The organism is Rhodoluna sp. KAS3 (assembly GCF_026000575.1).
Classification (GTDB): Bacteria; Actinomycetota; Actinomycetes; order Actinomycetales; family Microbacteriaceae; genus Rhodoluna.
Genome location: NZ_AP026910.1, coordinates 429,793 through 453,608, shown reverse-complemented (window position 1 = coordinate 453,608; position 23,816 = coordinate 429,793). Strand labels below are relative to the sequence as shown.

The following is a 23,816-nucleotide window of genomic DNA, read 5'->3' as shown; positions in this document are numbered from 1 at the left end:
TGCCGCATAAGCGGTGGTTCACTAGCTTGTGTGGTCCAGTCCGTCACATTTCCGAAGAAATGTATCGGTCTTGAAGGTCGGTTACCCGGTCCTTCAGGACCCAACAGCGTGCAAAAGTAGTTTTCATCAGGACTCGTTCCAGGTCACAAGGACCGTACTAGAGCAGCTGATTACGGCTGCTTACAATTCGATATTCCACCCGTGAGCTACCCTGCTAGAAACGTTTGTTCTAGATCAGGATCTCTATGAGAAACCTAAGTTTCTCGAGATGCTCCTTAGAAAGGAGGTGATCCAGCCGCACCTTCCGGTACGGCTACCTTGTTACGACTTAGTCCCAATCACCGATCCCACCTTCGACGGCTCCTTCCTTACGGTTAGGCCACCGGCTTCGGGTGTTACCGACTTTCGTGACTTGACGGGCGGTGTGTACAAGGCCCGGGAACGTATTCACCGTAGCGTTGCTGATCTACGATTACTAGCGACTCCGACTTCATGGGGTCGAGTTGCAGACCCCAATCCGAACTGAGACCGGCTTTATGGGATTCGCTCCACCTTGCGGTATTGCAGCCCTTTGTACCGGCCATTGTAGCATGCGTGAAGCCCAAGACATAAGGGGCATGATGATTTGACGTCATCCCCACCTTCCTCCGAGTTGACCCCGGCAGTCTCCCATGAGTTCCCACCATTACGTGCTGGCAACATAGGACGAGGGTTGCGCTCGTTGCGGGACTTAACCCAACATCTCACGACACGAGCTGACGACAACCATGCACCACCTGTATAGAGACCTTGCGGGGAGCGTATTTCTACGCTTTTCCTCTATATGTCAAGTCTTGGTAAGGTTCTTCGCGTTGCATCGAATTAATCCGCATGCTCCGCCGCTTGTGCGGGCCCCCGTCAATTCCTTTGAGTTTTAGTCTTGCGACCGTACTCCCCAGGCGGGGTGCTTAATGTGTTAACTTCGTCACGGATTCCGTGGAATGGAACCCACAACTAGCACCCACCGTTTACGGCGTGGACTACCAGGGTATCTAATCCTGTTCGCTCCCCACGCTTTCGCTCCTCAGCGTCAGTTACGGCCCAGAGATGTGCCTTCGCCATCGGTGTTCCTCCTGATATCTGCGCATTCCACCGCTACACCAGGAATTCCCATCTCCCCTACCGCACTCTAGTTTGCCCGTACCCACTGCAGGTCCGAGGTTGAGCCTCGGATTTTCACAGCAGACGCGACAAACCGCCTACGAGCTCTTTACGCCCAATAATTCCGGACAACGCTTGCACCCTACGTATTACCGCGGCTGCTGGCACGTAGTTAGCCGGTGCTTTTTCTGCAGGTACCGTCACTTTCGCTTCTTCCCTGCTAAAAGAGGTTTACAACCCGAAGGCCTTCATCCCTCACGCGGCGTTGCTGCATCAGGCTTTCGCCCATTGTGCAATATTCCCCACTGCTGCCTCCCGTAGGAGTCTGGACCGTGTCTCAGTTCCAGTGTGGCCGGTCACCCTCTCAGGCCGGCTACCCGTCGTCGCCTTGGTGAGCCATTACCTCACCAACTAGCTGATAGGCCGCGAGCTCATCCTTGACCGAAATTCTTTCCAGACTGAAAGATGCCTCTCAGTCTCGTATCCGGTATTAGCTACAGTTTCCCGCAGTTATCCCAGAGTCAAGGGCAGATTGCTCACGTGTTACTCACCCGTTCGCCACTAATCCACCGGAGCAAGCTCCAGCTTCATCGTTCGACTTGCATGTGTTAAGCACGCCGCCAGCGTTCGTCCTGAGCCAGGATCAAACTCTCCGTAAAAGTTTTTTAGGTGACGAGCAAGCTCACCACCAAATTTTTACTTCAGCCCCGGAAAATGGGGCCTTTAGCTTGATCTGACTAAATAGATTGTCTGACAATCTGTCTAATCCAATATTTTCTCTGCTTATCTAGCAAGCTAGATAACCAAGAGGTTCTTGGTATCGACATTGTGCACGCTGTTGAGTTCTCAAGGATCGGATGCTCCTGGGAGTTTGTATCTCTACTTGCCTCCAGGGCAACTTGTCTAACTTACCACCTTTTGCTAACTTGTCAAATCTGACACGCCAACTGTTTTCAGTGGAAGTCTTCAATCATAAACACAAAAACAAAAGCCTGCAAGAGGCTTTTTGACCTGGTTTAGGATTTGTTGCTCTTGATCCGGGGTTCTTATCAGAACTTCCTCGGCGTTTCGGCAACAGGTAAAACATTACGGGGAGGTAACGGCAATGTCAAATCGAGGTGCACTTTTAGTTTCAGCGGGCCTATATCCCAGTGTTTATAAGGGTTCTGGCATTTGCCGCCTGGCCGGTTTTTGTCCGTTTTTGGGCCAGACAGCGAAAAAACCTTAAAAATCTTTGAAATTTTTTGAATTTTAGGGTGATTTTTAAGCAATAAGCGGGCACATCCAGTGAAGGTGTGTGCCCGCTTGCCCTTTATTTATAAGGATTTACGCCTTAAAGACTCCGGCCAAAGTTTTTTTGCCTCGTCGTAGAACTGCAAACCGATCCTGGATGAAGTTATCCAGATTTGCCTGTTCATCAGTGACTTTCTCATTGTTTAGGTAGACGCCACCCTCAGCTATAGCCCTACGGCCAGCTGAGATTGAAGCAACCAAACCGGTTTCAACCAGGAGATCTGTAATCAGGGTTCCCGAAACAGCAGTCGCATTGGGCAACTCCCCCAAAGCGGCGGCAAGAGTTGTGGCATCAAGGGTTGCCAAGTCACCATTACCGAACAACGCAGCTGAAGCATCGATTGCTGCCTGTGCTGCTGAAGCAGAGTGAACCAAAGTGGTTACCTCAAGGGCCAAACGCTTCTGGGCCGCGCGTAGGTATGGCGCTTCAATGGTCTGGCGCTCGAGTTCTTCAATTTCGTTGCGAGTCAGGAATGTGAAAACCTTCAGGCGGTCGATGACATCCGCGTCCTCAACATTTAGCCAGAACTGGTAGAACGCATAAGGGCTGGTTAGTTCAGCATCTAGCCAAACCGCATTACCCTCAGATTTACCGAATTTTTTGCCATCGCTATTGGTAATCAACGGCGTCGCCAAAATGTGAGCGCTCTTGCCTTCAACCTTGTGAATCAGGTCGGTTCCAGAAGTTAGGTTTCCCCACTGATCCGAGCCACCGGTCTGAAGCACACAGTCGTAACGGCGGAACAACTCTAGGAAGTCAAAACCCTGGAGGATCTGGTAGCTGAATTCGGTATAGCTGATTCCGTGCTCAGAATTTAGACGGGCCGAAACGGCGTCTTTAGACAGCATCTTGCCAACACGGAAGTACTTGCCAACATCTCGCAGAAAATCAATTGCGCTTAGCGGCGCGGTCCAGTCCAGGTTGTTTACCAACCGAGCAGCATTTGGCCCCTCGAATGCAAGGAAGCGAGATGCCTGGCTTCCGAGCTTCTCGACCCACTCGGCAACGGTTTCTTTGGTGTTCAGAGTTCTCTCCGCAGTTGGCCGCGGGTCGCCAACCAATCCGGTCGACCCACCGATTAGAGCCAAGGGGCAGTTGCCTGCCAATTGGAGGCGACGCATGGTCAAAAGCTGCACCAGGTTACCCAAGTGCAAACTTGCCGCGGTTGGATCAAAGCCGCAGTAGTAGGTCAGCTTTTCTGAAAGTGCTGCGCGCAGCTCGTCTTCATCGGTGGATAGAGCCACCAGACCACGCCACTTGAGCTCGTCGAGGATGTGCGGAAAGGAAGGGTCGTTACTCTGACCGCGAAGAAATTCAGCTGTTGCCATGACTATGCCTCACGCTTAGGTGCGATCTTACGCAGCGCAGCAATTTGCTCGAGCACCCGAGGCAGTGCTGTACCACCAGCGCCAGCGCGCGCTTTAATCGAACCGCCCACAGTTAGGACGTCGCGAACATCAGGGGTTAGGTGCACTGAGATGGCTGCCATGTCGGCATCAGGAACCTCGTGCAACTCAAGCTTGTTTTGCTCGCAGAAAGAAACCATGCGGCCGGTGATGTCATGAGCGTCGCGGAAGGCAACCTTCTTCTTGACTAGCCACTCGGCAACGTCAGTCGCAAGAGAGAACCCTGCCGGAGCAAGCTGCTCGAGGCGACTGCGGTTGAACTCGAGTGTGGCCACCATGCCGGTGAATGCAGGAAGCAAGACCGTCAAGGTATCGACCATGTCGAAGACAGGCTCCTTGTCCTCCTGCAAGTCACGGTTATACGCCAATGGCAATCCCTTGAGTGTTGCCAGAAGACCGGTTAGGTCTCCGATGAGGCGGCCTGATTTTCCGCGAGCCAACTCGGCGATGTCAGGGTTCTTTTTCTGAGGCATGATCGACGAACCGGTTGAGTAGGCATCGTGAAGCTTCACGTAGTCAAACTCAGCGCTAGCCCAGATGATGATTTCTTCGGAGAAGCGAGATAGGTTGATGCCGATCAGGCTAGCGATAAAAGCGAACTCTGCGACAACATCGCGGCTGGCTGTTGCGTCAATTGAGTTTTGCGTTGGACCAGCAAGCCCGAGCTCGTGAGCCACCAAATTTGGATCTAGGCCCAGAGTGTTTCCGGCGAGCGCTCCTGCCCCGTATGGAGAAAGATTTGCGCGCTTGCGCCAATCGTGAAGGCGCTCGAGGTCCCGGACCAATGGCCACGCGTGGGCAAGTAGGTGGTGGGACAGCGCAACCGGCTGGGCGTGCTGGAAGTGAGTGCGGCCCGGCATTGCTACACCGAGATGCTCTTCGGCACGCGAGACCAAAACCTCAACGAGATCAATGACCATTGCAGAAATCTCGTTGGCTTGGTCCAGCAGATAGGTGCGAATCAAAGTTGCGATCTGGTCATTTCGGCTACGACCGGCGCGAACTTTGCCGCCAAGTTCAACTCCGGCGATTTCGATTAGTCCGCGCTCAAGAGCAGAATGGACGTCCTCGTCAGAAGACTTTGCAACAAAACTGCCCTGCTGAACTCGCCCGAGGAGCTCAACTAGGCTGCGGTCAAGCTTCTCGTGCTCGGCGACAGTAAGGTAGCCGGCAGACTGAAGCGCCTTGATGTGTGCACGGGTGCCAGCAATGTCATAACCCGCGAGTCGCCAGTCAAAGTGCACCGAACGGCTGAGAGCGACTAGGGCGTCTGACGGCCCGCCCTCGAATCGGCTACCCCAGAGAGCGTTTGAACCTGATGCCTGGCTAGTCATATATTCCTAAATTCAATAGACACTGCGATGCAATGTGGATTTCAATAAATCTTACTTGGAGCCTTTTAGACACCTAGGCGCGCTGAGACAACCACAGCATCAAGGCTTTTTGCGCGTGCAGGCGGTTCTCGGCTTCATCCCAAATCACAGACCTAGGCCCGTCAATAACATCGGCACTGACTTCATAGCCCCGATAGGCAGGCAGACAGTGCATGAAAATAGCGTCTGGCTTAGCCGCGTTGAACATCTCCTGGTCAATGGTGAAACCGTCGAAGTCGCGGATGCGCTGCTCTTTTTCGGCTTCTTGCCCCATCGAGATCCAGGTATCGGTGACAACAACATCTGCATCAGCCACCGCTAGGTGAGGTTCACCGAATACCGATACCGAACCGCCGGTCTGATCTGCGATAGCTGCAGCCCGCGCTACTACTCCCCCATCAGGCAGGTAGTTAGCCGGGCCGGCCACTGAAACGTGCATGCCGGCGGTGGCGCAGCCAACCAAATAACTATTGGCCATGTTGTTGCTGGCATCGCCGACGTAGGCAATCTTCAAGCCGGCAAGCTTACCCTTGTGCTCGGTAATGGTTAGCAGGTCGGCCAGGATCTGACACGGGTGGTAGTCATCGCTCAGAGAGTTGATTACCGGCACTCCAGCATGCTGCGCCATCTCTTCTAAGCCTGCGTGAGCGTACGTGCGCCAAACAATCTGAGAAACCTGCCGCCCGAGCACACGAGCAGTGTCTGCTACTGACTCTTTTACTCCCATCTGACTGGACTGGCTATCAATGATCAGCGGGACGCCGCCGAGGTCTGCCACACCGACAGCAAATGAAACGCGCGTTCTGGTCGAGGTCTTATCAAAAATCAGTGCCACCGTCTGCGGGCCCTCGAATGGCTTTTGCGAGTATGGGGCCTTCTTTAGATCCAGAGCTAGGCGGAGGATTTCAGCCTGCTCGACTGGAGAGATGTCATCATCTTTCAAAAAGTGTCTAGGCATAGTGTTTCCGTTCTATTTTGGGTGCACAACTGTGCCGACGCCGGAGACTGTGAAAATTTCTAGCAGGATGCTGTGCGGCGTGCGGCCATCAATGACGTGTGAACTTGGCACACCGCCTTGGACAGCACGCAAGCAGGCTTGCATTTTTGGAATCATGCCGGACTCGAGTTTTGGCAGCAATTCCTCAAGCTCCCCGGTGGTGATTTCTGACACGAGTGAATCACGATTTGGCCAGTCACTGTAAAGACCTGGGACATCGGTCAGAACCATAAGCTTTTCGGCACCAAGCGCTACAGCCAGTGATGCCGCCGCTAGGTCAGCGTTCACGTTGAGAAGTTCACCGGCAATAGTTGGCGCGACGGTGGAAACCACCGGAATTCGTCCCGCGTCTAGGGCTTCAAACACAATTCTCGGATTTACCTGAGTGACCTCGCCAACCAGACCGATATCTACCGGACCGGTTTCAGAGTCGAGAACGGTCTTCTCAGCACGGAACAGGTTGGCGTCCTCGCCGGACATAATCACGGTCTCGGCACCGGACTGCTCTATCATCGCTGCAAGTTGGGCTGAAATCTGCTCCCGAAGTACATCGCGAACCACACTGATGGTTTCATCTGTAGTGACGCGGAAGCCACCGCGGAACTCACTCTCGATACCGAGCTCAGCCAAACGAGCTGAAATCTGTGGACCACCGCCGTGAACAACTACTGGCTTGATGCCCACCCAGCGAAGGTAGGCCATGTCCTCGGCAAATGCCTTCTGCAGAGCCTCGTCAACCATGGCGTTGCCGCCGAACTTCACCACCACGACCTTGCCGTGGAAAGCCTGCAACCAAGGCAGTGACTCAATCAGGGTCTCGGCTTTGATTGCCGCTAGGTTTTGATCTTGCTGAGCTGAAGGAATCATTAGCTTGAGTATGCGCTGTTCTCGGTCACGTACTCGTGAGTTAGGTCATTGGTATAAATGGTGGCCGAGTACGGGCCAGCATTCAATGAGATTTTTATGGCAACTTCACGAGGTGTCAGGTCAACTAATTCACGAGGCTGGTCTGGCTGTCCCTTGCGTGAAACGCTGACACCGTTGATGTCGACATCGATGTCATACGGATCAAACTCGGCACTTGTCACACCTACCGCAGCCAAGATGCGACCCCAGTTGGCGTCATTTCCATAAATCGCTGCTTTGAAGAGATTGTTTCTGGCCACTGAGCGACCGACTTCTACGGCATCTGCTTCACTGGCAGCGTTGACGACTTCGATGGCAATGTCATGGCTAGAGCCCTCAGCATCACGCAACAGCTGGAGGGCCAGGCTCATACAGATGTCGGTCAAAGCGGTTTGAAATTCAGACTCACTTGGGCTAACTCCGCTGGCACCAGAAGCCATCAAAGTTACCTGGTCGTTGGTCGACATACAGCCGTCTGAATCTAGACGGTCGAATGAAACGCGAGTTGCAGAACGTAATGCTCGATCGAGCGCATCAGAGTCAACCACTGCATCTGTGGTGATGACGACCAGCATGGTTGCCAACCCTGGAGCCAACATGCCGGCACCCTTAGCCATGCCGCCGATTGCCCAGCCAGCTGGACTCGTGTGGTGTGCAACCTTTGCCACTGAGTCGGTAGTCATGATGGCCTGAGCCGCACTTGGCCCTGCATCTTGACTCAGTACGGCATGTGCCGCAGCCACACCGTTGAGCAGTTTTTCACGATCGAGTTGCTCGCCGATTAGACCGGTAGAGCACACCAATACGTCACCTGCTGAGACCTCGAGAACCTCGGCAACCTTCTCTGCAGTGGAATGCGTTGTCTGAAACCCCTGAGGACCTGTGTAGCAGTTTGCGCCACCCGAGTTCAAAACAATTGCCGCAACCTGGCCATCAGCGATTACCTGCTTGCTCCAGATGATTGGATTGGCCTGACAGCGGTTGGTGGTAAAGACTGCAGCGGCCGCATTCAGGGGCCCCTGGTTGACAACTAGCGCCAAGTCCAAATTGCCCGATTTTTTGAGGCCAGCGTGAACACCGGCTGCGGTGAACCCCTTTGCATGTGTGACGGTCATCTAGTTATCTCCGTTCTGGCCAAGCGATATAGAAGTTAGTCCAGTAGTTTCCGGAAGTCCAAGAGCTATGTTCATCGACTGGATCGCGGCTCCGCCGGTTCCTTTTACTAGGTTGTCGATTGCGCATACCGAAATCAAGCGATTCGCGTGCTCATCGACTGCCAAGCCGATGGTGGCCTTGTTCTCTCCGATAATGCTTGAGGTCTTTGGGAATTCACCGCTAGGCAAGACCTCGATGAACGCTTCAGTGCCGTATGCCGCTTGGTAAGCGGTGACAATTTGAAGCAAATCGACGCCTGGCTTGAGTACGGCGGTGTTCACCGCGAGAATTCCGCGTTCGAGGGAGGCCAGAACCGGCGTGAACGAAACTTGGACGGATTCACCCGCAGCCTTGGCAAGATTTTGCTCAATCTCTGGGGTGTGGCGGTGGATGCCGCCAACTTGATAGGCGTAGGCCGAACCAGTAGGTTCTTCAGCTTGAAGTTTCTCGGTAGCGCCGCGACCGGCACCCGATGTTCCAACCGTCAAAATACTGACGATGTCAGCAGGTTCAACCAGGTGTGCAGATAGGGCCGGCGCCAAGCCAATTGTGATGGCCGTGACGTTGCAACCTGGCACCGCGATTCTTTTTGTGGTCTTTAGGGCATCGCGCTGTTTTGCAGAACCGCCATCGACGAGCAATTCAGGCATGCCATAGGTCCAGGTTCCGGCATGGGTGCCGCCATAGAACTTTTCCCAATCCGAAGCGCTGTCGAGCCTAAAGTCGGCGCCACAGTCAAGTATCAGGGAGTTCTGGCCATCCAGCCAGGCTGCAACCTCAGCAGATTTTGAATGCGGAAGGGCAAGAAAAACAACATCATGCCCCGATAGGTTTTCGGCGTTATTTTCTTTGAACACAACGTCGGCATACTTGGTCACAGATGGATGCAGAGCCGCCACGCGCTCGCCTACCATGCTGCTCGCGGTGACGGTCTTGAGCTCCAGATCTGGGTGCACGGCGATCAAGCGAAGAAGCTCTCCGCCAACGTTGCCGCTTGCACCAGCTACAGCTACTGAATAAACCATCTGCCTACCGCCTGCTATGCCCGCAGCGATGCGCCAAAGCGCTCACTAGCAAGAGAGACTGCACTATCGCGAGCCTCTGAAGCTTCTACCTGCGTGAGCGTTCTATCTTCGGCGCGGAATCTGAGCGCGAAGGTCAACGACTTCTGTCCCTCAGGCAAGTTGGCACCCCGATAGTCATCAACCAAGACGATGCGCTCCAATAATGGACCTGCTCCCTCAGTGATTACTGCCTGCACATCAGCAGCCGGGACGGATGAAGGAACCAGCAGCGAAAGGTCTTGGGTTGCGGCTGGCATGACACCGAGCGCACCCGCTTGAATGACTTTTGGCGCAACCGCATACAACTGCGAAAGATCAATTTCGAATGCTGATACGCGACGAGGAAGATCGTTCTCGGAAGTGAGTTTTGGATCGAGTTCTCCGGCGTAGCCAAGGACAAAGGTTCCGGCTGCAGTTGAGACTGAAAGCTCGGCGGTTCTACCGGGGTGGAAACCCGCTGGGCTGGCCTGACGAACAACTAGGTCGAGTCCAACGGAACGAACCACAACTCGGGCTGCCTGAATTGCATCCTGGTAGGTAGCTTCAACAGCAGTCACACCGACCTGCTGGGCAACTCTATTGCCAGCAAACACACCCGCGATGCGCTTTGGCTGAACCGGGATAGTAGATGCCAGTGCCTGTAGCTGAGCGTCTGTCGGACGTGCATCTCCGGCAGGCAATGCTGGATTGACCTTGACCGGAGGTGCCGGAATGAAAACCGAACCTTCTTCAAAAATTGCAACGTCAGTCACACCACGAGCGATATTTCTGCGAAGGGCATCCATCAAACCAGGCAGGATTGATGTGCGCATTTCGTTGAGGTCACCCTGCATCGGGTTAGCCAATCGAACTCTGGCAGTGTCAGCAGAAGGAGTAAACCAAGAGTTCTGCTGAGCAGAAACAAATGGGTAGGTCAGGACCTCTACATGACCGGAGTTAGCCAACGCAGTGATCACCGAACGGCGATGACGCTGACTTGCGGTCAATCCTCTGCCCGGAGGTGCAACTGGAAGGCGAGTTGGGATGCGGTCATAGCCGGTGATTCTGGCAACTTCTTCAACCAGGTCAGTCTTGTGTCGGAGGTCAGGCCGCCAAGTTGGCGGTATTACTTCAAAACCACCATCGACCGAAGCTACGACGCAGCCGATGAGAGTGAGGGTTTCTACGATCTCTTTGGCTGTGTAGTCAACCCCAACCAAACCCGACGCAAAATCGGCCGGTAACCAGATTGGTGCCGCAGCACGGTGGCTGCGGAAGTCAGCACCCAAAGAGTCGGCTGTTCCGAGAGCTTGGACCTCGAGAAGCTGAACCACTCGGCCGGCCGCGTACTCAGCGATGTTTGAATCTACGCCCCGCTCAAAGCGCTTGGACGCCTCAGACGGAAGTTTGTGACGGCGGGCAGTTCGAGCGATGGAAATTGGCTCAAAGTGGGCAGCCTCAATCAGAACGTTGACTGTGGTTTCTGAAACTTCAGTACTTAGACCGCCCATGACACCGGCTAGACCGATTGCACCAGAATCATCTGCAATTACTAGGTCCTCCGGGTGGAGTTTTCGCTCCTGCCCGTCAAGGGTGACCAAAACTTCGCCGGCCTTTGCTCGCCTAACGACGATACCGCCCTGGATTTTATCCAAGTCGTAAGCATGAATAGGTTGCCCGAGTTCAAGCATCGCGTAATTTGTGATGTCAACAATGAGCGAAATTGACCGCATGCCTGCAAGCTTTAGTCGCGCCACCATCCATGGCGGCGTTGGGCGCTTGGCATCTACGCCCTTGACGGTTCGAAGGACAAAACGCTCCGAACCGATCTTCTCTCGGATCGGTGACTGGTCATCAATTTTGAGCGCGAATCCGTGCCCAGCCTCTGGGTGCACGTTGCCAATTGGGTCGCGGAAGTCGCTGCCGGTGGCGTGAGAATACTCGCGTGCGATACCGCGGATTGAGAAACAGTAGCCACGGTCTGGAGTGACGTTGACCTCTGCTGCCTGCTCATTGAGGTTCAGCACCTCGAGCGCATCTGTACCAACCTTCGGATCAAGACCCAACTCTTGAAGCCGGATGATGCCAGCGTGGTCATCGTTTAGATTTAGCTCTCGGGCCGAGGCCATCATTCCGTCACTAACGTGACCGTAAGTCTTGCGCGGAGTGATGTGGAAATCGCCCGGTAGAACGGCACCCGGCAGGCAGACAACAACTTTGTCGCCGACTTCAAAATTGCTGGCACCGCAAACGATTCCTCGAACGTCATCGCCACCATCAGCAGCCTTCATACCCTCGGCTGCGACACGAACCTGACACCAGCGAATGGTCTTACCGTTTGACTGTTCTTCTGGGGTGAACTCAAGCACCTGGCCAACCACGACCGGTCCAGAGACACCAAATGAGTGCGAGCCTTCTTCTTCAAGGCCAATTTTTACCAGCTCGGCCATCACGCTGTCTGGGGTGGCATCGCCAGGGAGATCGACGTACTCCGCCAACCATGAAAGTGGAACGCGCATTAGATCGAAACTCCAAACTGCTCACTGAAGCGAACATCTGCTTCAACCATGTCGTGCATGTCTCGCACATCATTTCGGAACATCAGGGTGCGCTCAATACCCATACCGAACGCAAACCCGGTGTACTCCTCAGGATCAATACCTGCGGCCTTTAGGACATTTGGGTTCACCATGCCGCAACCACCCCATTCGACCCAGCGAGCTCCGCCCTTGGCGCCAGGATGCCAAACATCCAACTCAGCCGACGGCTCGGTAAATGGGAAGAACGAAGGACGCAAGCGAATCTGTGCATCGGGACCAAACATGATGCGAGCGAAATGCTCGAGAGTACCGCGCAGGTCGGCCATGGTCAGGCCCTTGTCAATCGCCAAGCCCTCAACCTGGTGGAATACCGGCGTGTGGGTGGCATCGAGTTCATCGGTACGGAAAACACGCCCAGGACAGAGCACATACAGCGGCAGTTCGCGCTCGAGCATGGAACGAACCTGCACTGGAGAAGTGTGGGTGCGAAGGACCAAATTGGCTTCTACCGGCTCAACAAAAAACGTGTCCTGCATTGCTCGGGCAGGGTGGTCAGCGTCAAAGTTCAAAGCATCAAAGTTGAACCATTCGCTTTCGATTTCAGGGCCTTCGGCAATCTCCCAGCCCATGCCTACGAAAACATCAGCGATGGTGTCCTGGAGCAAACTCAATGGGTGGCGTGCGCCGATGCGTGATGTTTGAGCTGCTGCCGTGACATCTACCGATTCAGCCGCAAGCTTTGCCTGCTCTTCGATGGCAGAGAACTCTGCCTCCTTGGCGCTAAATGCTGCGTTAAGTTGGCCGCGGGCTTGGCCAATCATGGCACCGGCAGCTGCTTTGAATTCGTTTGGAACGCTGCGCATCTGGGCGTTCAACTGAGCAATTGGCGATTGCTCGCCGATAACCTGGGCGCGAGCAGCCTTGAGGGCCGCGAGATCTTCGGCTGCTTGGATTGCAACGAGTGCCTCAGCAACGGCCGAATCTACAGCGGATTGAGTGATTGGATTTTCAGCAGACATAGGCTTCTAAGTCTACTGATTACCGCAGATTACTGCCCTAGGCTCCAGTATTTTGAGCGAAGGCAGAGGCGTAGAGGCAGATGCTCGCCGCTGTGGCTAGGTTCAGCGACTCTGCGGCTCCGTAAAGGGGAACTGCAACCTCTCGGTCAACCTGGTCGAGAGTGCTCTGCTCGAAACCCCAAGCCTCGTTACCAAACACCCAAGCGGTTGGAGCCTGCAAAACCTCAGGTTTAAGGTCAGGGATTTGTTCACCTCCGCCGTTGGCCGCAAAGACCTGAATTCCTGCCGCCTTGAATTTCTCGATGGCGGTTTCAATGTCGATGTCGATGACAATCGGCAGGTGAAAAATTGATCCGGTCGTAGAGCGAACTACCTTCGGGTTATAAACATCGACACTGTTGCTGCTGAAGATGACAGCATCGGCACCCGCAGCGTCTGCGGCACGAAGGACGGTGCCAGCATTGCCAGGGTCCCGAATGTTCGCCAGAAAGGCAATCAAAGTTGGTTTGGCTTCTAGAACATCATCAAGTGAGACATCCAGTTGCTCGCATACGGCAACTACGCCCTGCGGGGTTGTGGTGTCAGAAAGGGCTTTGAGTACTGGCTCAGTTACCAGTTGCACCTGAATGCGCTTGGATTCTGCTCGATCAAAGAGTTCCGGGTAGCGCGAAACGGCTTCCTCGGTTGCGTACAACTCGACGATTAGCCTCGGTCGTTCGAGTGCCTCTTTGAGTCCTTGAGGTCCCTCAAGCAGAAAGAGCCCGGTCGAGGACCGGGCGTCTTTCTTAGTGAGCTTGGCAACCCCACGGACCTTGGTGGCCTTGGGATCAGTTAGCAATTGACTTACTTAACCTTTGGTGCAGAGGTGTCTGCAGGAAGTGCAGCCTTTGCGGTTGCTACTAGGGTTGCGAAAGTCTTGGCATCGTTTACAGCTAGGTCAGCCAGGATACGACGGTCAACCTCAATACCAGCAAGGTTTAGACCCTGGATGAAGCGGTTGTAAGTCATGCCGTTTAGGCGAGCTGCTGCGTTGATGCGCTGGATCCAGAGGCGACGGAAGTCACCCTTACGGGCACGGCGGTCGTTGTATGCGTAAACCAACGAGTGCAGCATCTGCTGCTTTGCCATGCGGTACAGACGTGAGCGCTGGCCGCGGTAACCCTTAGCGCGCTCTAGTACGGTACGACGCTTCTTAGCGCCGTTAACCGCGTTTTTTACTCTTGCCATTTGATGCTCCTAGTGAAGTTTGAAAGAACTCGGGCTTACTTGCCGAGAAGGGTCTTTAGGGTCTTGTAGTCGGCCTTTGAGACAACCTGGTCTACGTTTAGGCGACGCTTGCGACGGTTCGACATGTGCTCCTGGTTGTGGCGCATGTTGATCTGTTCTTTCATGATCTTGCCGCTACCGGTGAAGCGGAAACGCTTCTTGGCGCCCGAGTGGGTCTTCTGCTTTGGCATTGCTATCTCCTGTTTCTACTCGGCAGCTTCTGCTGCCGATTCCTTTGGCTGTTCTGGGCTTTCCTGGTCTTTGGCTGCTGCCTTAGACAACTTGTCTGCCGCTTTTTTGGCTTCTGCTTTGGCATCTGCCTTGTTCTTTAGCGGACCGATGACCATAACCATGTTTCGTCCGTCGATCGAAGGATTCGATTCGACTGCACCCAACTCGGCTACTTCTTCGGCAAGCTTCTGAAGCAACTTGATACCCATTTCTGGGCGAGACTGTTCGCGACCGCGGAAAACCACGATCACCTTGACCTTGTCACCGGCCTTGAGGAAGCGCTCGATCTGGCCACGCTTTGTGCCATAGTCGTGAGCATCAATCTTTAGACCGAAACGAACGGTCTTGAGAATGGTGTTGACCTGGTTTTTACGTGCCTCGCGAACCTTCTGTGCAGCTTCGTATTTGAACTTGCCGAAGTCCATCAGTTTTGCAACTGGTGGCTTAGAAGTTGGGGCAACCTCGACTAGGTCAAGGTCCTGCTCCTGCGCCATGCGCAAGGCATCTTCAATTCGGACAACGCCAATCTGCTCACCTGCGGCGCCGACGAGGCGAACCTCTGGCACGCGGATGCGCTCGTTGATACGGGGATCGCTGATAAGTTGCTCCTCTAAACGTGACATGAATGGCCACGCTTGCGGCAAATGCCGATGAGCGTACAGAAACGAAAGTTTCATAAGCTTTACCCGGCAACCTATAAGAGTCGGTAGACGCGGGTGGGAAATGAATCCACTTCTGACCGAGGATAAACCTCGGAGCCATGGGTTAGCCTAGCAGAAAGATTACAAAAGGAGAAGCCCCTTGGCTGAGTTCAAAGATGTTGCTGACCAGGTACGCGATATTGCGGAGGTTCCAGCGGTAGAGGTAATTACCACCACTGCTGTGCACTTGATGAGCGCCGCCGCGGTTCAGTGCGGTTTGAGCGAGGATGGTTCAAAGGGTGACCTGGACGAAGCGCGAAAGCTAATCAATGCTCTAGCAGGTCTAGTTACCGCTTCAGCAGCGGAGATCGGCGACCACCACGCCAGGCCGTTGCGCGACGGACTTCGATCGCTTCAGTTGGCTTTCCGAGAGGCTTCGGCAATTAAAGATGCTCCAGGAGCAGGACCGGGCGAAAAATTCACCGGACCGGTCAACTAGCCGTAATTCATCGGGCTGGCTGAATCTCAACTTTCATCGAGTCAACTAGGTCACCAAGGTTTGGGATTGTGGACCACTGGTTCACAAGTTGAGTCACAACACTCTGCAGTTCTGCTTGGGCCAGACCCGGCTTCATTTCGAGTGAGATAACCAGTTCAGGCCCGGATAGTCGTGACATGAGGTCACCAGAACGCAGATTCAGCGAACGAACAGCTGGCTGGCTGGCCAATTGAGCGGTGAACGCCCCAAACAGTTCACGATTTAGATGCGGAGGAATCCAGGCTTTCTGCTTGGCCAACGCCTCAATCGCAGGGCGCCTAATTACAAATTCGGTTGGTGAACCTGGATCCAGAATCACCCGCTTGGTGCCTTCGCTCGCAGCAGCCAGCGCGACCCGCACCGCATCACTTGGTACTGGGCGGGCTTTGGTATTCCAAGCCGACATCGCTGTTACCGAGCTGAACACCGGAAGCCCGGTCTCGCCATCGGGAGTCTTAACCGTCACGATGGAGAGGTCGGCACTTTTGTCGACAGTCTGGCCATGCGCACCCTGACCTGATTCACCAAGGTCGGCCAACAGTGGAACCAACAGGCGAGATTTCGACACCTCTGCGATTACCTTGCTGGCATCGCCAGACATTTGAAATTCAGCAATTGCCAGGATTAACTCTGGTCGCGCGGATCCATCGTCGTCGGAAAATGGATTTTGTTCGAAGCTGCGGCCCTCCCACGGCACACCAGCTGAATCCGCTAGCGGATTGCTGTTGATGTGCTCGTGGTCGTGGCTTTTCATGATCTAGGCGTTTGCGATCTCGAGTGCTTCTTCGAGCGTAAATTTGTTGGCGTAAAGCGACTTACCGAGAATTGCACCCTCAAGCCCCTCTCCTACCAAAGCTCGCAAATCACGGATGTCCTGCAGTGAGCTGATGCCTCCAGATGCCACAACTGGCTTATCGGTGCGCTTCATGACCTCACGAAGCAAATCGATGTTTGGGCCACGAAGGGTGCCGTCCTTGGTTACATCGGTAACCACGTAACGAGCACAGCCTGCTGCCTCGAGACGAGCGAGCACCTCCCAGAGGTCGCCACCCTCGCGAGTCCAACCGCGTGCAGCGAGGGTGGTACCGCGAACATCTAGACCGACGGCAATTGCATCACCAAATTTGGCAATGACGCGCTCGGTCCATTCAGGGTTTTCTAGAGCTGCTGTGCCCAAGTTGACGCGGGTTGCGCCAGCCTCGAGGGCCGCCTCAAGGGAAGCATCGTCACGGATACCACCGGAGAGTTCGATCTTTACCGATGAAGCCGAGTCAACAACCTCACGAATGATGGCGCGGTTATCGCCACGACCGAATGCAGCATCTAGATCGACTAGGTGGATCCACTCAGCGCCAGCCTGGATCCAGGTCTGGGCCGCCTCAAGTGGGCTGCCGTAATCGGTCTCTGAACCTGCTTCACCCTGGGTTAGGCGAACGGCCTTTCCGTCAGCAACATCGACAGCTGGAAGTAACTCTAGGTAGTTAGCCATTTAAATCTCTTTCCTTGATACTAAAAAGTGCCCAGCCAATTGCTGAGAAGTTTGATGCCCGCTTGCCCGGATTTCTCTGGGTGAAACTGGGTGGCCGACAACGGACCATTTTCGACAGCTGCGATGAAGCGGCAGCCATATTCTGCCCAGGTAACTTGAGGGTGGGTCAACGGCCCCTGCTCATCCATCTGCCAGTTTCTTACTCCGTAAGAGTGAACGAAGTAGAAACGCTCCTGCTCGATTCCGCTGAACAATTTAGTGGCCGCAGGGGGCTGAACAGTGTTCCAACCCATGTGCGGCAGAACTGGCGCGTCGAGTTTTTCAACGATTCCTGGCCACTGCCCGAGGCCTTGGGTCTCAATCCCGTGTTCTAGGCCTTGCTCGAACATAACCTGGAGGCCAACGCAAATTCCGAGCACCGGTTTGCCGGCAACCAATCTGCGGTCAATAAGTTCGGCGCCCTTCACATCATTTAGCTGCTCCATAACGGCAGTGAAGGCGCCGACACCCGGAACCACCAAACCATCAGCCGCAAGCACGGCTTCACGGTCTTTAGTGAGTTCAACGCGGGCGCCAGCTACCTCTAGAGCCTGGGCCACTGAGTGGACGTTACCGCTGCCGTAATCTAAAACGACTACGCGGGGTGCAATCACAAAGCACCCTTGGTAGAAGGAATGCCGACTACACGTGCGTCGTTTTCAACGGCCTTACGGAATGCACGAGCAAACGCCTTGAACTCAGCTTCGGCGATGTGGTGCGGATCGCGGCCGTCAAGAACAGTCACGTGCACCGTGATGCCCGCATTTAGCGAAATGGCTTCAAAAACGTGGCGAATCATCGAACCAGTGAAGTGCCCACCAATTAGGTGAAATTCAAATCCTGCAGGCTCACCGGTGTGAACGAGGTAAGGGCGGCCTGAAACATCAACAACAGCGCGAGCAAGTGCGTCATCTAGCGGGACGGTCGCGTCGCCGTAGCGTCCGATACCAGCCTTGTCGCCCAGAGCCTGACGAATCGCCTGACCCAAAACAATCGCGGTGTCCTCAACTGTGTGGTGCACATCGATATGTGTATCTCCGGTGGCGCGGACCGAAAGGTCGACCAGTGAGTGCTTTGCAAATGCGGTTAGCAGGTGGTCAAAGAACGGGACAGAAGTCGAGATGTCCGCGCGACCAGTGCCATCAAGGTTGAGCGTCAACTCAATTGAAGACTCTGAGGTGCTGCGCTGCAATGATGCAGACCGGCTCATAGTTTTACCTTTCGCAAAGCGATTTTCGAATTATCTAAGTCTAGCGAATTGCTACTTTGCTAGGACTTCGCGCAGTGCCTCCAGAAAGGACGTTGTCTCTGCCTCAGTACCTGCAGATACTCGAAGGGTTCCTGGAATGCCAACGTTGCGAATTAGGACACCCTTGGCCAAGAGCGCTTCAAAAACAGCATTCGAGTCCTCGAGCCCTCCGAATAACACAAAATTGGCGTCGGATCGGAATGGATCTAGCCCCATATCCTTCAGCTCGATGACGATTCGGTCGCGCTGGTATCGAATGTCGTCAACGGTGGCCAGCATTGTTTCAGAGTGAGCCAGGGCTCCTTCAGCAGCTGCCTGAGTAAATGCGCTCAGGTGATACGGCAGTCGCACAAGCCGTAGGGCATCCACGACAGCCGGGTCTGCAGCGAGGTACCCCACTCGGGCACCGGCAAACGCGAAAGCCTTTGACATGGTTCGGCTGATTAGGAGCCGTTCACGACCAGGCAAGAGGCTTACAGCGCTAACCTCGGTGACTCCGCCAAATTCGGCATAGGCTTCGTCAACCACAACGATGCCGCCAGTTGCCTCCGAGACAGCGTCATAAGCAGCCTCAACGCAACTCAGACTGAGGGGCGTACCGGTTGGGTTGTTTGGTGAACACAGCATGACGATGTTCGGACGCTCAGCGAGGATTGCACTACGAATGTGCTCGGGAGTCAGCTCGTAGCGATCAAGACGCGGGTAATCGACGTAATCGGTTCCCGTTCCCTGAGCGATTAGGCCGTACATCGAGTAAGTCGGATTGAAACCGAGGGCCTTGCGGCCGGGGCCACCGAAGGCTTGGAAGATGTGCTGGAGGACCTCGTTTGAACCGTTAGCAGCCCAAATGTTTTCGACAGCTAGGTCAGCGTCAAGGTAATCGGCTAATGCCTGACGAAGTGAAGTGAATTCACGATCTGGATAGCGGTTGATGTCTAAAACCGCTGCGGCCAGACGGCCGATGATGTCGACCGCGACGTCTTCGGGAATACGGTGTGTGTTCTCGTTTACGTTTAGCGCAACAGGAACGGAAAGTTGAGGTGCACCGTAGGGTTTGCGCCCTTGTAGGTCACTGCGTAGGGGAAGGTCTTCTAGATTAGCCACCCGACTAGGTTACCGGAGGGCGGTGCCGAGTACCTCGGAACGACTAGTTAGGAAGCGCGATCTTTTGCCCTGGCTGTACCTCGGTGGTTCCGAGGCCGTTTAGGTTCACAACGTCCACAATCCAGTCGCGAGGGTCACGGTTTGGAGCAAGCTTCTCAGCCATGCTCCACAGGTCTTGGCCGGCAGAAACGGTTACGTACTGGAACGAGACTTGAGCTGCTGATGAGTTTGCGTTGGCGTTACTGGCGCCGAAACCGTTGGCAGTTGCGATGAAGCCCGCAGTTGCAACCGCAAGGATGATTGCGCTTCTAACAAAGCGTCGACCAGCAGTGCTCAACTTGACCTGGTTCTCAACACGAACGGTTGGACGGACCATGCGAGTGGTTGGTGTGTAGCTAGACATCTGAAACACCTCTCAATTGAAACCTTTGTTTCGAACAGTTGTTCGCTTTAGAACAAGAATACAAATAACTACCGACAATTTGTCAAGAAAAATTTGTTTTATTCGAAAATGTGTTTGATTTATACCTGTTTTACGAATACTCTTTCGATAGTTCTAGATTCAAACAGGTACCCATGACAATCACGAAAGGCCTGGCGATGGAAGAAAAGCGCTCCACGAGACGTGCATCCAGCTTGAGCCCAATGCAGGAGAGAATTCTGCAGGCTATTCAACGATCAAAGGCTGAACGTGGTTACGTGCCAAGCATGCGCGAAATCGGTGAAGAAGTTGGGCTGGCCTCGCCTGCCAGCGTTAGTCACCAGTTGAATCAACTTGAACTTGCCGGCTACATCAGCCGAGACCCCAAGCGCCCTCGCACAATTGACGTTTTGATCGAGCTGCCGGGCTGGGAGGGCCAAAGCTCCGAAAGCAGCGAAAACGCAACCCCGATCGGCGATGCGGCCATGGTTCCGATGGTCGGTCAAATTGCGGCTGGTACCGCAATCACCGCCGAGCAGAACGTTGAGGAGATTTTCCCCCTCCCCCGACAGCTAGTCGGAAAGGGAGATTTGTTCCTATTGAAAGTTAAAGGCGAGTCGATGATTGACGCAGCCATTTGCGATGGCGACTGGGTAGTTGTGCGCCAACAGCAGAATGCCGAAAACGGAGACATCGTTGCGGCCCTGCTAGAGGACGAGGCCACAGTAAAGACCTTCAAGCAGCAGGACGGCCACACTTGGCTGTTGCCTAGGAACTCAGAATTTGCACCAATTCTTGGCGACCATGCCGTAATTATGGGCAAAGTTGTTGCGGTTCTCCGCTCGGTCTAGGCCGCAGCCCAAAAACCTCAAATCACCAAACGGTAGTCGGCAAGTTCGGCTGCCGTTTCTGGCTTAACCATTGCCCGCACAAAAGTGCCACCTTCGCGATAGTCAAGCATCATGATTCGACTATTCAGGTGCAGCTTGGACACCAAATCACCCCGGTTGTATGGAATCAAAACGGCAATCTCCACATTTGGCTCAGGCAGCAAGTCGGCGATGACCTGCATGAGCTCTACAATTCCTTCACCGGTACGAGCAGAAACCCCGATCGAGGCAGGCTCCATCCCGCGTAGAGCCATGCGCTGAGTTTCATCAGCTAGGTCGATCTTGTTGAAGACGATAAGTTCCGGAATTCCTCGGGCCCCGACCTCACCAATAACGTCACGCACCGTGGCGATTTGCCCGGCTGGATCGGGGTGCGAGGCATCAACAACGTGAACGATCAGGTCGCTATCTGCGATTTCTTCAAGGGTGGACCTGAAGGCTTCAACAAGTTGGTGAGGCAGGTTGCGAACAAAGCCCACTGTGTCGGCGAAAGTAAAGTCGCGGCCGTCGGGAGTTTTTGCCTTACGGACGGTTGGGTCAAGGGTTGCAAACAGTGCGTTCTGAACCAAAACGCCGGCCTGGGTCATGCGGTTGAGTAATGATGACTTACCCGCGTTGGTGTAGCCGGCGATTGCCACGGCTGGCACGGCATTCTTTTTGCGATTAGCCCGTTTGGTTTCGCGCGCTGGCTTCATCGCAATAATTTGCTTGCGAAGTTTGGCCATCCGGGTATTGATTCTTCGACGATCGAGCTCAATCTTGGTTTCGCCGGGTCCGCGTGAACCCATACCAACACCACCGGCAGCCTGACCGCCGGCCTGACGCGACATCGACTCACCCCAGCCTCGAAGGCGCGGCAGTAGGTACTCAAGCTGAGCAAGTTCTACCTGAGCTTTACCCTCGCGGCTCTTGGCGTGCTGGGCAAAGATGTCGAGAATAACTGCGGTCCGATCAATCACCTTGGCATTGACTACGTCTTCGAGTGCACGTCGCTGACTTGGTGCTAACTCAGTGTCGGCGATGACAGTGTCTGCCCCAGCCGCGGCAACGAGCTGTTTGAGTTCCTGCGCCTTACCCTTTCCCAGATAGGTGGCAGGGTCTGGGTGGGCACGTCGCTGCAGGAGACCGTCAAGAACCGTTGCACCTGCAGTTTCGGCGAGCGCTGCAAGCTCGCGAAGCGAATTTTCAGCATCTAGCAGCGTGTTTTCACCCCAAAGGCCGATCAGGATTACTTTTTCGAGGCGGAGCTGTCGGTACTCCACATCCGTGATGTCTTCGAGTTCGGTGGAAAGACCGGCAACCCGTCGCAGAGCAGATCGATCCTCGCGCTCGGACTGATCGCCGTCATAAGAATTGAAATTGTGGGTCTCTTCGGCACCCAGCGCAGCCGCACGCTCACCGCGGCGCAGGATGCGTTCTACGACCTCATCACCCCGTGAGGTGCCATGAGTGAAAGTTGGTTGATCATCTTCAGCAAAAAGCTCGTCGTCCACGCAACTAACACTAGTTTGCCTATCTGTATTACTGTTTCCACTATGGCTTCTGAACACTACTTTTCGGAAACCCCAGGCAGCAATTTCAAGCCCAAGCAAATTCAGGTAACCATTGATGGTCGCGCGGTAACGGTGACCACTGCAGGTGGTATTTTCAGCCCAGACCACATCGATCAGGGTACGCAAATACTGTTACAGCACTTGGATGAAGCTCCGCCGAGCGGAAACATTCTTGACATTGGTTGCGGTTGGGGGCCGATTGCCCTATCGCTTGCGGTTCGCTCACCCAAAGCCACAATCTGGGCGGTGGACGTCAACGAGCGTTCATTGGAACTCACTGCGGCCAACGCCGCCAAACTTGGTCTTACCAATATCAAAACTTGCAAGCCAGAGGACGTGCCGAAGGATCTCGCCTTCAGCGGAATCTGGTCAAACCCACCAATTCGGGTTGGCAAGGATATCCTTCACGAAATCTTGCTGACCTGGCTGCCACGTTTGAGCGCTGGTGCCGAGGGATACCTCGTGGTTCAAAAGAATTTGGGTGCTGATTCACTGCATCGATGGCTTGAGGTGGAACTACCCGAAGGCTTCTCGACTATCCGAGTCGAAACAGCCAAATCATTCAGAGTTTTGCGGGTCAAGAACCGCGCTTAGGTCTCCAAGAACCGCGCTTAGGTCTCTAGGGACACCCCAACCTAAAGAATGCTGATGTCGATCTGGCCGTCATAAACCAGTTCAGCGGCACCGCTGAGACCAACGTGCTCGCCGTCTTCGGCTGCGAACATGCGCACACCCAAAGTTCCGCCAGGCACTCGCACTGTCCACTGATTCGGTGCACCTGCGCCGGCCCAGTGCCGAGTAGCCAAAGCGGCAGCCACAATCCCGGTTCCACAAGACAGCGTTTCACCAACGCCACGCTCGTAAACGCGCATCTGGATGCTGCCAACCCCGTCTTTGACCATTGGGTCAGATGGAACAACAAATTCCACATTCGCACCCTTGACAGGCTCCGGCTCAATTGCAGGCTTGCGAGTTAGGTCTAGGTTGGCCAGCTCCTCGGCCTCGGCTAACGCAACGACAATGTGTGGGTTTCCGAGGTTAATCCCCTGGCCTGGGCGCGATACCTCTAGGTTTGAAGCCTTGACTAGGCTCTCCCCCTCGAGCTTCCAGCGACCCATGTCGATAGCAAAACCAGCCATGTTGCGCTGAAGATCCTTAACCCCTGCGCGCGTGCCGATTGACAAGGTTTCACCATCGTGAAGTTCGATCAATCCCTTTTCGGTCAGATACCGAGCAAAGACACGGGTTCCGTTGCCGCACATTTCCGCAGTCGAGCCATCTGCGTTGTAGTAATCCATGAACCAGGTGGCATTTGGCTCTTCATCAAGCACAGCAGCACCTTCGGGTAGCGCCGTAGACTTAATCACTCGGATGAGACCGTCGGCTCCAATGCCGAAGTGGCGATCACAAATCTTGGCAATCTGCGCAGCAGTGAGTTTGACCTCTCCATCAGGGTCGAGAAACAGCACAAAGTCGTTGCCCGTGCCGTGCCCTTTGGTGAAATTTATCAAATTAGCCATGC

The 23,816-nt window shown here is 54.5% G+C and carries 23 protein-coding genes and 1 rRNA gene; 3 read left to right on the top strand and 21 right to left on the bottom strand.

All coding sequences use genetic code 11. From position 1 onward, the window contains the following. Window positions 1–279 precede the first annotated feature (279 nt). The 13 genes from OO731_RS02315 to infC all read right to left on the bottom strand — a co-directional run bounded on the left by OO731_RS02315 (window position 280) and on the right by infC (window position 14,993). Window positions 280–1,799, bottom strand: a 16S ribosomal RNA gene (locus OO731_RS02315). A gap of 667 nt (window positions 1,800–2,466) precedes the next feature. Beyond that, the gene (tyrS, locus tag OO731_RS02310) at window positions 2,467–3,762 is read right to left on the bottom strand and encodes a tyrosine--tRNA ligase (protein WP_264890500.1); all 1,296 of its coding nucleotides are present in this window, start codon (window positions 3,760–3,762) and stop codon (window positions 2,467–2,469) included. 2 nt (window positions 3,763–3,764) lie between these two features. Then, window positions 3,765–5,174: an argininosuccinate lyase gene (gene argH, locus OO731_RS02305; RefSeq protein WP_264890499.1), complete on the bottom strand. Its 1,410-nt coding sequence runs from the start codon at window positions 5,172–5,174 to the stop codon at window positions 3,765–3,767. Window positions 5,175–5,247: 73 nt separating this feature from the next. Then, window positions 5,248–6,171 carry an ornithine carbamoyltransferase gene (gene argF / locus OO731_RS02300; RefSeq protein WP_264890498.1) on the bottom strand — a complete coding sequence of 308 codons (924 nt, stop codon included), beginning with the start codon at window positions 6,169–6,171 and terminating at the stop codon, window positions 5,248–5,250. Between the two features lie 12 nt (window positions 6,172–6,183). Next, on the bottom strand, window positions 6,184–7,077 hold the full coding sequence (gene argB, locus OO731_RS02295; protein WP_264890497.1) for an acetylglutamate kinase: 894 nt from the start codon (window positions 7,075–7,077) through the stop codon (window positions 6,184–6,186). Beyond that, a complete protein-coding gene (argJ, locus tag OO731_RS02290; protein WP_264890496.1) occupies window positions 7,077–8,231 on the bottom strand; it encodes a bifunctional glutamate N-acetyltransferase/amino-acid acetyltransferase ArgJ in 1,155 nt (384 codons plus the stop codon). The genes argB and argJ overlap by 1 nt, the downstream gene beginning before the upstream one ends. After that, entirely contained in the window at window positions 8,232–9,296 is a 1,065-nt protein-coding gene (argC, locus tag OO731_RS02285; RefSeq protein ID WP_264890495.1) for an N-acetyl-gamma-glutamyl-phosphate reductase, read from the bottom strand. It abuts the gene before it with no gap. Window positions 9,297–9,310: 14 nt separating this feature from the next. Continuing rightward, window positions 9,311–11,833, bottom strand: a complete 2,523-nt coding sequence (gene pheT / locus OO731_RS02280; RefSeq protein WP_264890494.1) for a phenylalanine--tRNA ligase subunit beta — start codon at window positions 11,831–11,833, stop codon at window positions 9,311–9,313. Continuing rightward, window positions 11,833–12,873 (bottom strand): phenylalanine--tRNA ligase subunit alpha, encoded by a 1,041-nt coding sequence (gene pheS, locus OO731_RS02275; protein WP_264890493.1) that lies wholly within the window; start codon window positions 12,871–12,873, stop codon window positions 11,833–11,835. The genes pheT and pheS overlap by 1 nt, the downstream gene beginning before the upstream one ends. Before the next feature lie 37 nt (window positions 12,874–12,910). Beyond that, on the bottom strand, window positions 12,911–13,711 hold the full coding sequence (locus tag OO731_RS02270; protein ID WP_264890492.1) for an RNA methyltransferase: 801 nt from the start codon (window positions 13,709–13,711) through the stop codon (window positions 12,911–12,913). Window positions 13,712–13,716: 5 nt separating this feature from the next. Then, window positions 13,717–14,100 (bottom strand): 50S ribosomal protein L20, encoded by a 384-nt coding sequence (rplT, locus tag OO731_RS02265; RefSeq protein ID WP_138275206.1) that lies wholly within the window; start codon window positions 14,098–14,100, stop codon window positions 13,717–13,719. Between the two features lie 35 nt (window positions 14,101–14,135). Next, window positions 14,136–14,330: a 50S ribosomal protein L35 gene (gene rpmI, locus OO731_RS02260; RefSeq protein WP_138275205.1), complete on the bottom strand. Its 195-nt coding sequence runs from the start codon at window positions 14,328–14,330 to the stop codon at window positions 14,136–14,138. Between the two features lie 15 nt (window positions 14,331–14,345). Beyond that, a complete protein-coding gene (gene infC / locus OO731_RS02255) occupies window positions 14,346–14,993 on the bottom strand; it encodes a translation initiation factor IF-3 (RefSeq protein WP_264890491.1) in 648 nt (215 codons plus the stop codon). 178 nt (window positions 14,994–15,171) lie between these two features. Here infC and OO731_RS02250 point away from each other — a divergent pair, with 178 nt between their 5' ends. Further along, window positions 15,172–15,510 (top strand): DUF1844 domain-containing protein, encoded by a 339-nt coding sequence (locus OO731_RS02250; protein WP_138275203.1) that lies wholly within the window; start codon window positions 15,172–15,174, stop codon window positions 15,508–15,510. Window positions 15,511–15,517: 7 nt separating this feature from the next. On the opposite strand, the gene OO731_RS02245 is transcribed toward OO731_RS02250, so the two are convergent. Genes OO731_RS02245 through OO731_RS02220 form a run of 6 tightly spaced genes read right to left on the bottom strand, consistent with a single transcriptional unit; the run spans window position 15,518 to window position 19,833 of the window. Continuing rightward, complete coding sequence (locus OO731_RS02245) at window positions 15,518–16,303, bottom strand: SseB family protein (protein WP_264890490.1); 786 nt, start codon at window positions 16,301–16,303, stop codon at window positions 15,518–15,520. A 3-nt stretch (window positions 16,304–16,306) separates the two neighbouring features. After that, window positions 16,307–17,038, bottom strand: coding sequence for a bifunctional 1-(5-phosphoribosyl)-5-((5-phosphoribosylamino)methylideneamino)imidazole-4-carboxamide isomerase/phosphoribosylanthranilate isomerase PriA (gene priA, locus OO731_RS02240; RefSeq protein WP_138275201.1), 732 nt, complete (start codon window positions 17,036–17,038; stop codon window positions 16,307–16,309). A 20-nt stretch (window positions 17,039–17,058) separates the two neighbouring features. Continuing rightward, window positions 17,059–17,691, bottom strand: coding sequence for an imidazole glycerol phosphate synthase subunit HisH (gene hisH / locus OO731_RS02235; protein ID WP_138315401.1), 633 nt, complete (start codon window positions 17,689–17,691; stop codon window positions 17,059–17,061). Then, entirely contained in the window at window positions 17,688–18,287 is a 600-nt protein-coding gene (gene hisB, locus OO731_RS02230) for an imidazoleglycerol-phosphate dehydratase HisB (RefSeq protein WP_138315400.1), read from the bottom strand. Before hisB ends, hisH begins: the two co-directional genes overlap by 4 nt. A 51-nt stretch (window positions 18,288–18,338) precedes the next feature. Continuing rightward, complete coding sequence (locus tag OO731_RS02225) at window positions 18,339–19,430, bottom strand: histidinol-phosphate transaminase (RefSeq protein ID WP_264890489.1); 1,092 nt, start codon at window positions 19,428–19,430, stop codon at window positions 18,339–18,341. Between the two features lie 43 nt (window positions 19,431–19,473). After that, on the bottom strand, window positions 19,474–19,833 hold the full coding sequence (locus tag OO731_RS02220; RefSeq protein ID WP_264890488.1) for a hypothetical protein: 360 nt from the start codon (window positions 19,831–19,833) through the stop codon (window positions 19,474–19,476). A gap of 197 nt (window positions 19,834–20,030) precedes the next feature. Here OO731_RS02220 and lexA point away from each other — a divergent pair, with 197 nt between their 5' ends. Next, window positions 20,031–20,702, top strand: coding sequence for a transcriptional repressor LexA (gene lexA / locus OO731_RS02215; protein ID WP_138276032.1), 672 nt, complete (start codon window positions 20,031–20,033; stop codon window positions 20,700–20,702). 17 nt (window positions 20,703–20,719) lie between these two features. Here the strand turns inward: lexA and hflX are convergent, their stop codons facing one another. Beyond that, on the bottom strand, window positions 20,720–22,123 hold the full coding sequence (gene hflX, locus OO731_RS02210) for a GTPase HflX (protein WP_264890656.1): 1,404 nt from the start codon (window positions 22,121–22,123) through the stop codon (window positions 20,720–20,722). A 153-nt stretch (window positions 22,124–22,276) separates the two neighbouring features. On the opposite strand from hflX, the gene OO731_RS02205 reads away from it, so the two are divergent. After that, window positions 22,277–22,888 carry a class I SAM-dependent methyltransferase gene (locus OO731_RS02205; RefSeq protein ID WP_264890487.1) on the top strand — a complete coding sequence of 204 codons (612 nt, stop codon included), beginning with the start codon at window positions 22,277–22,279 and terminating at the stop codon, window positions 22,886–22,888. Between the two features lie 41 nt (window positions 22,889–22,929). Here the strand turns inward: OO731_RS02205 and dapF are convergent, their stop codons facing one another. Next, window positions 22,930–23,814 (bottom strand): diaminopimelate epimerase, encoded by an 885-nt coding sequence (gene dapF, locus OO731_RS02200; RefSeq protein ID WP_264890486.1) that lies wholly within the window; start codon window positions 23,812–23,814, stop codon window positions 22,930–22,932. Window positions 23,815–23,816 lie beyond the last annotated feature (2 nt).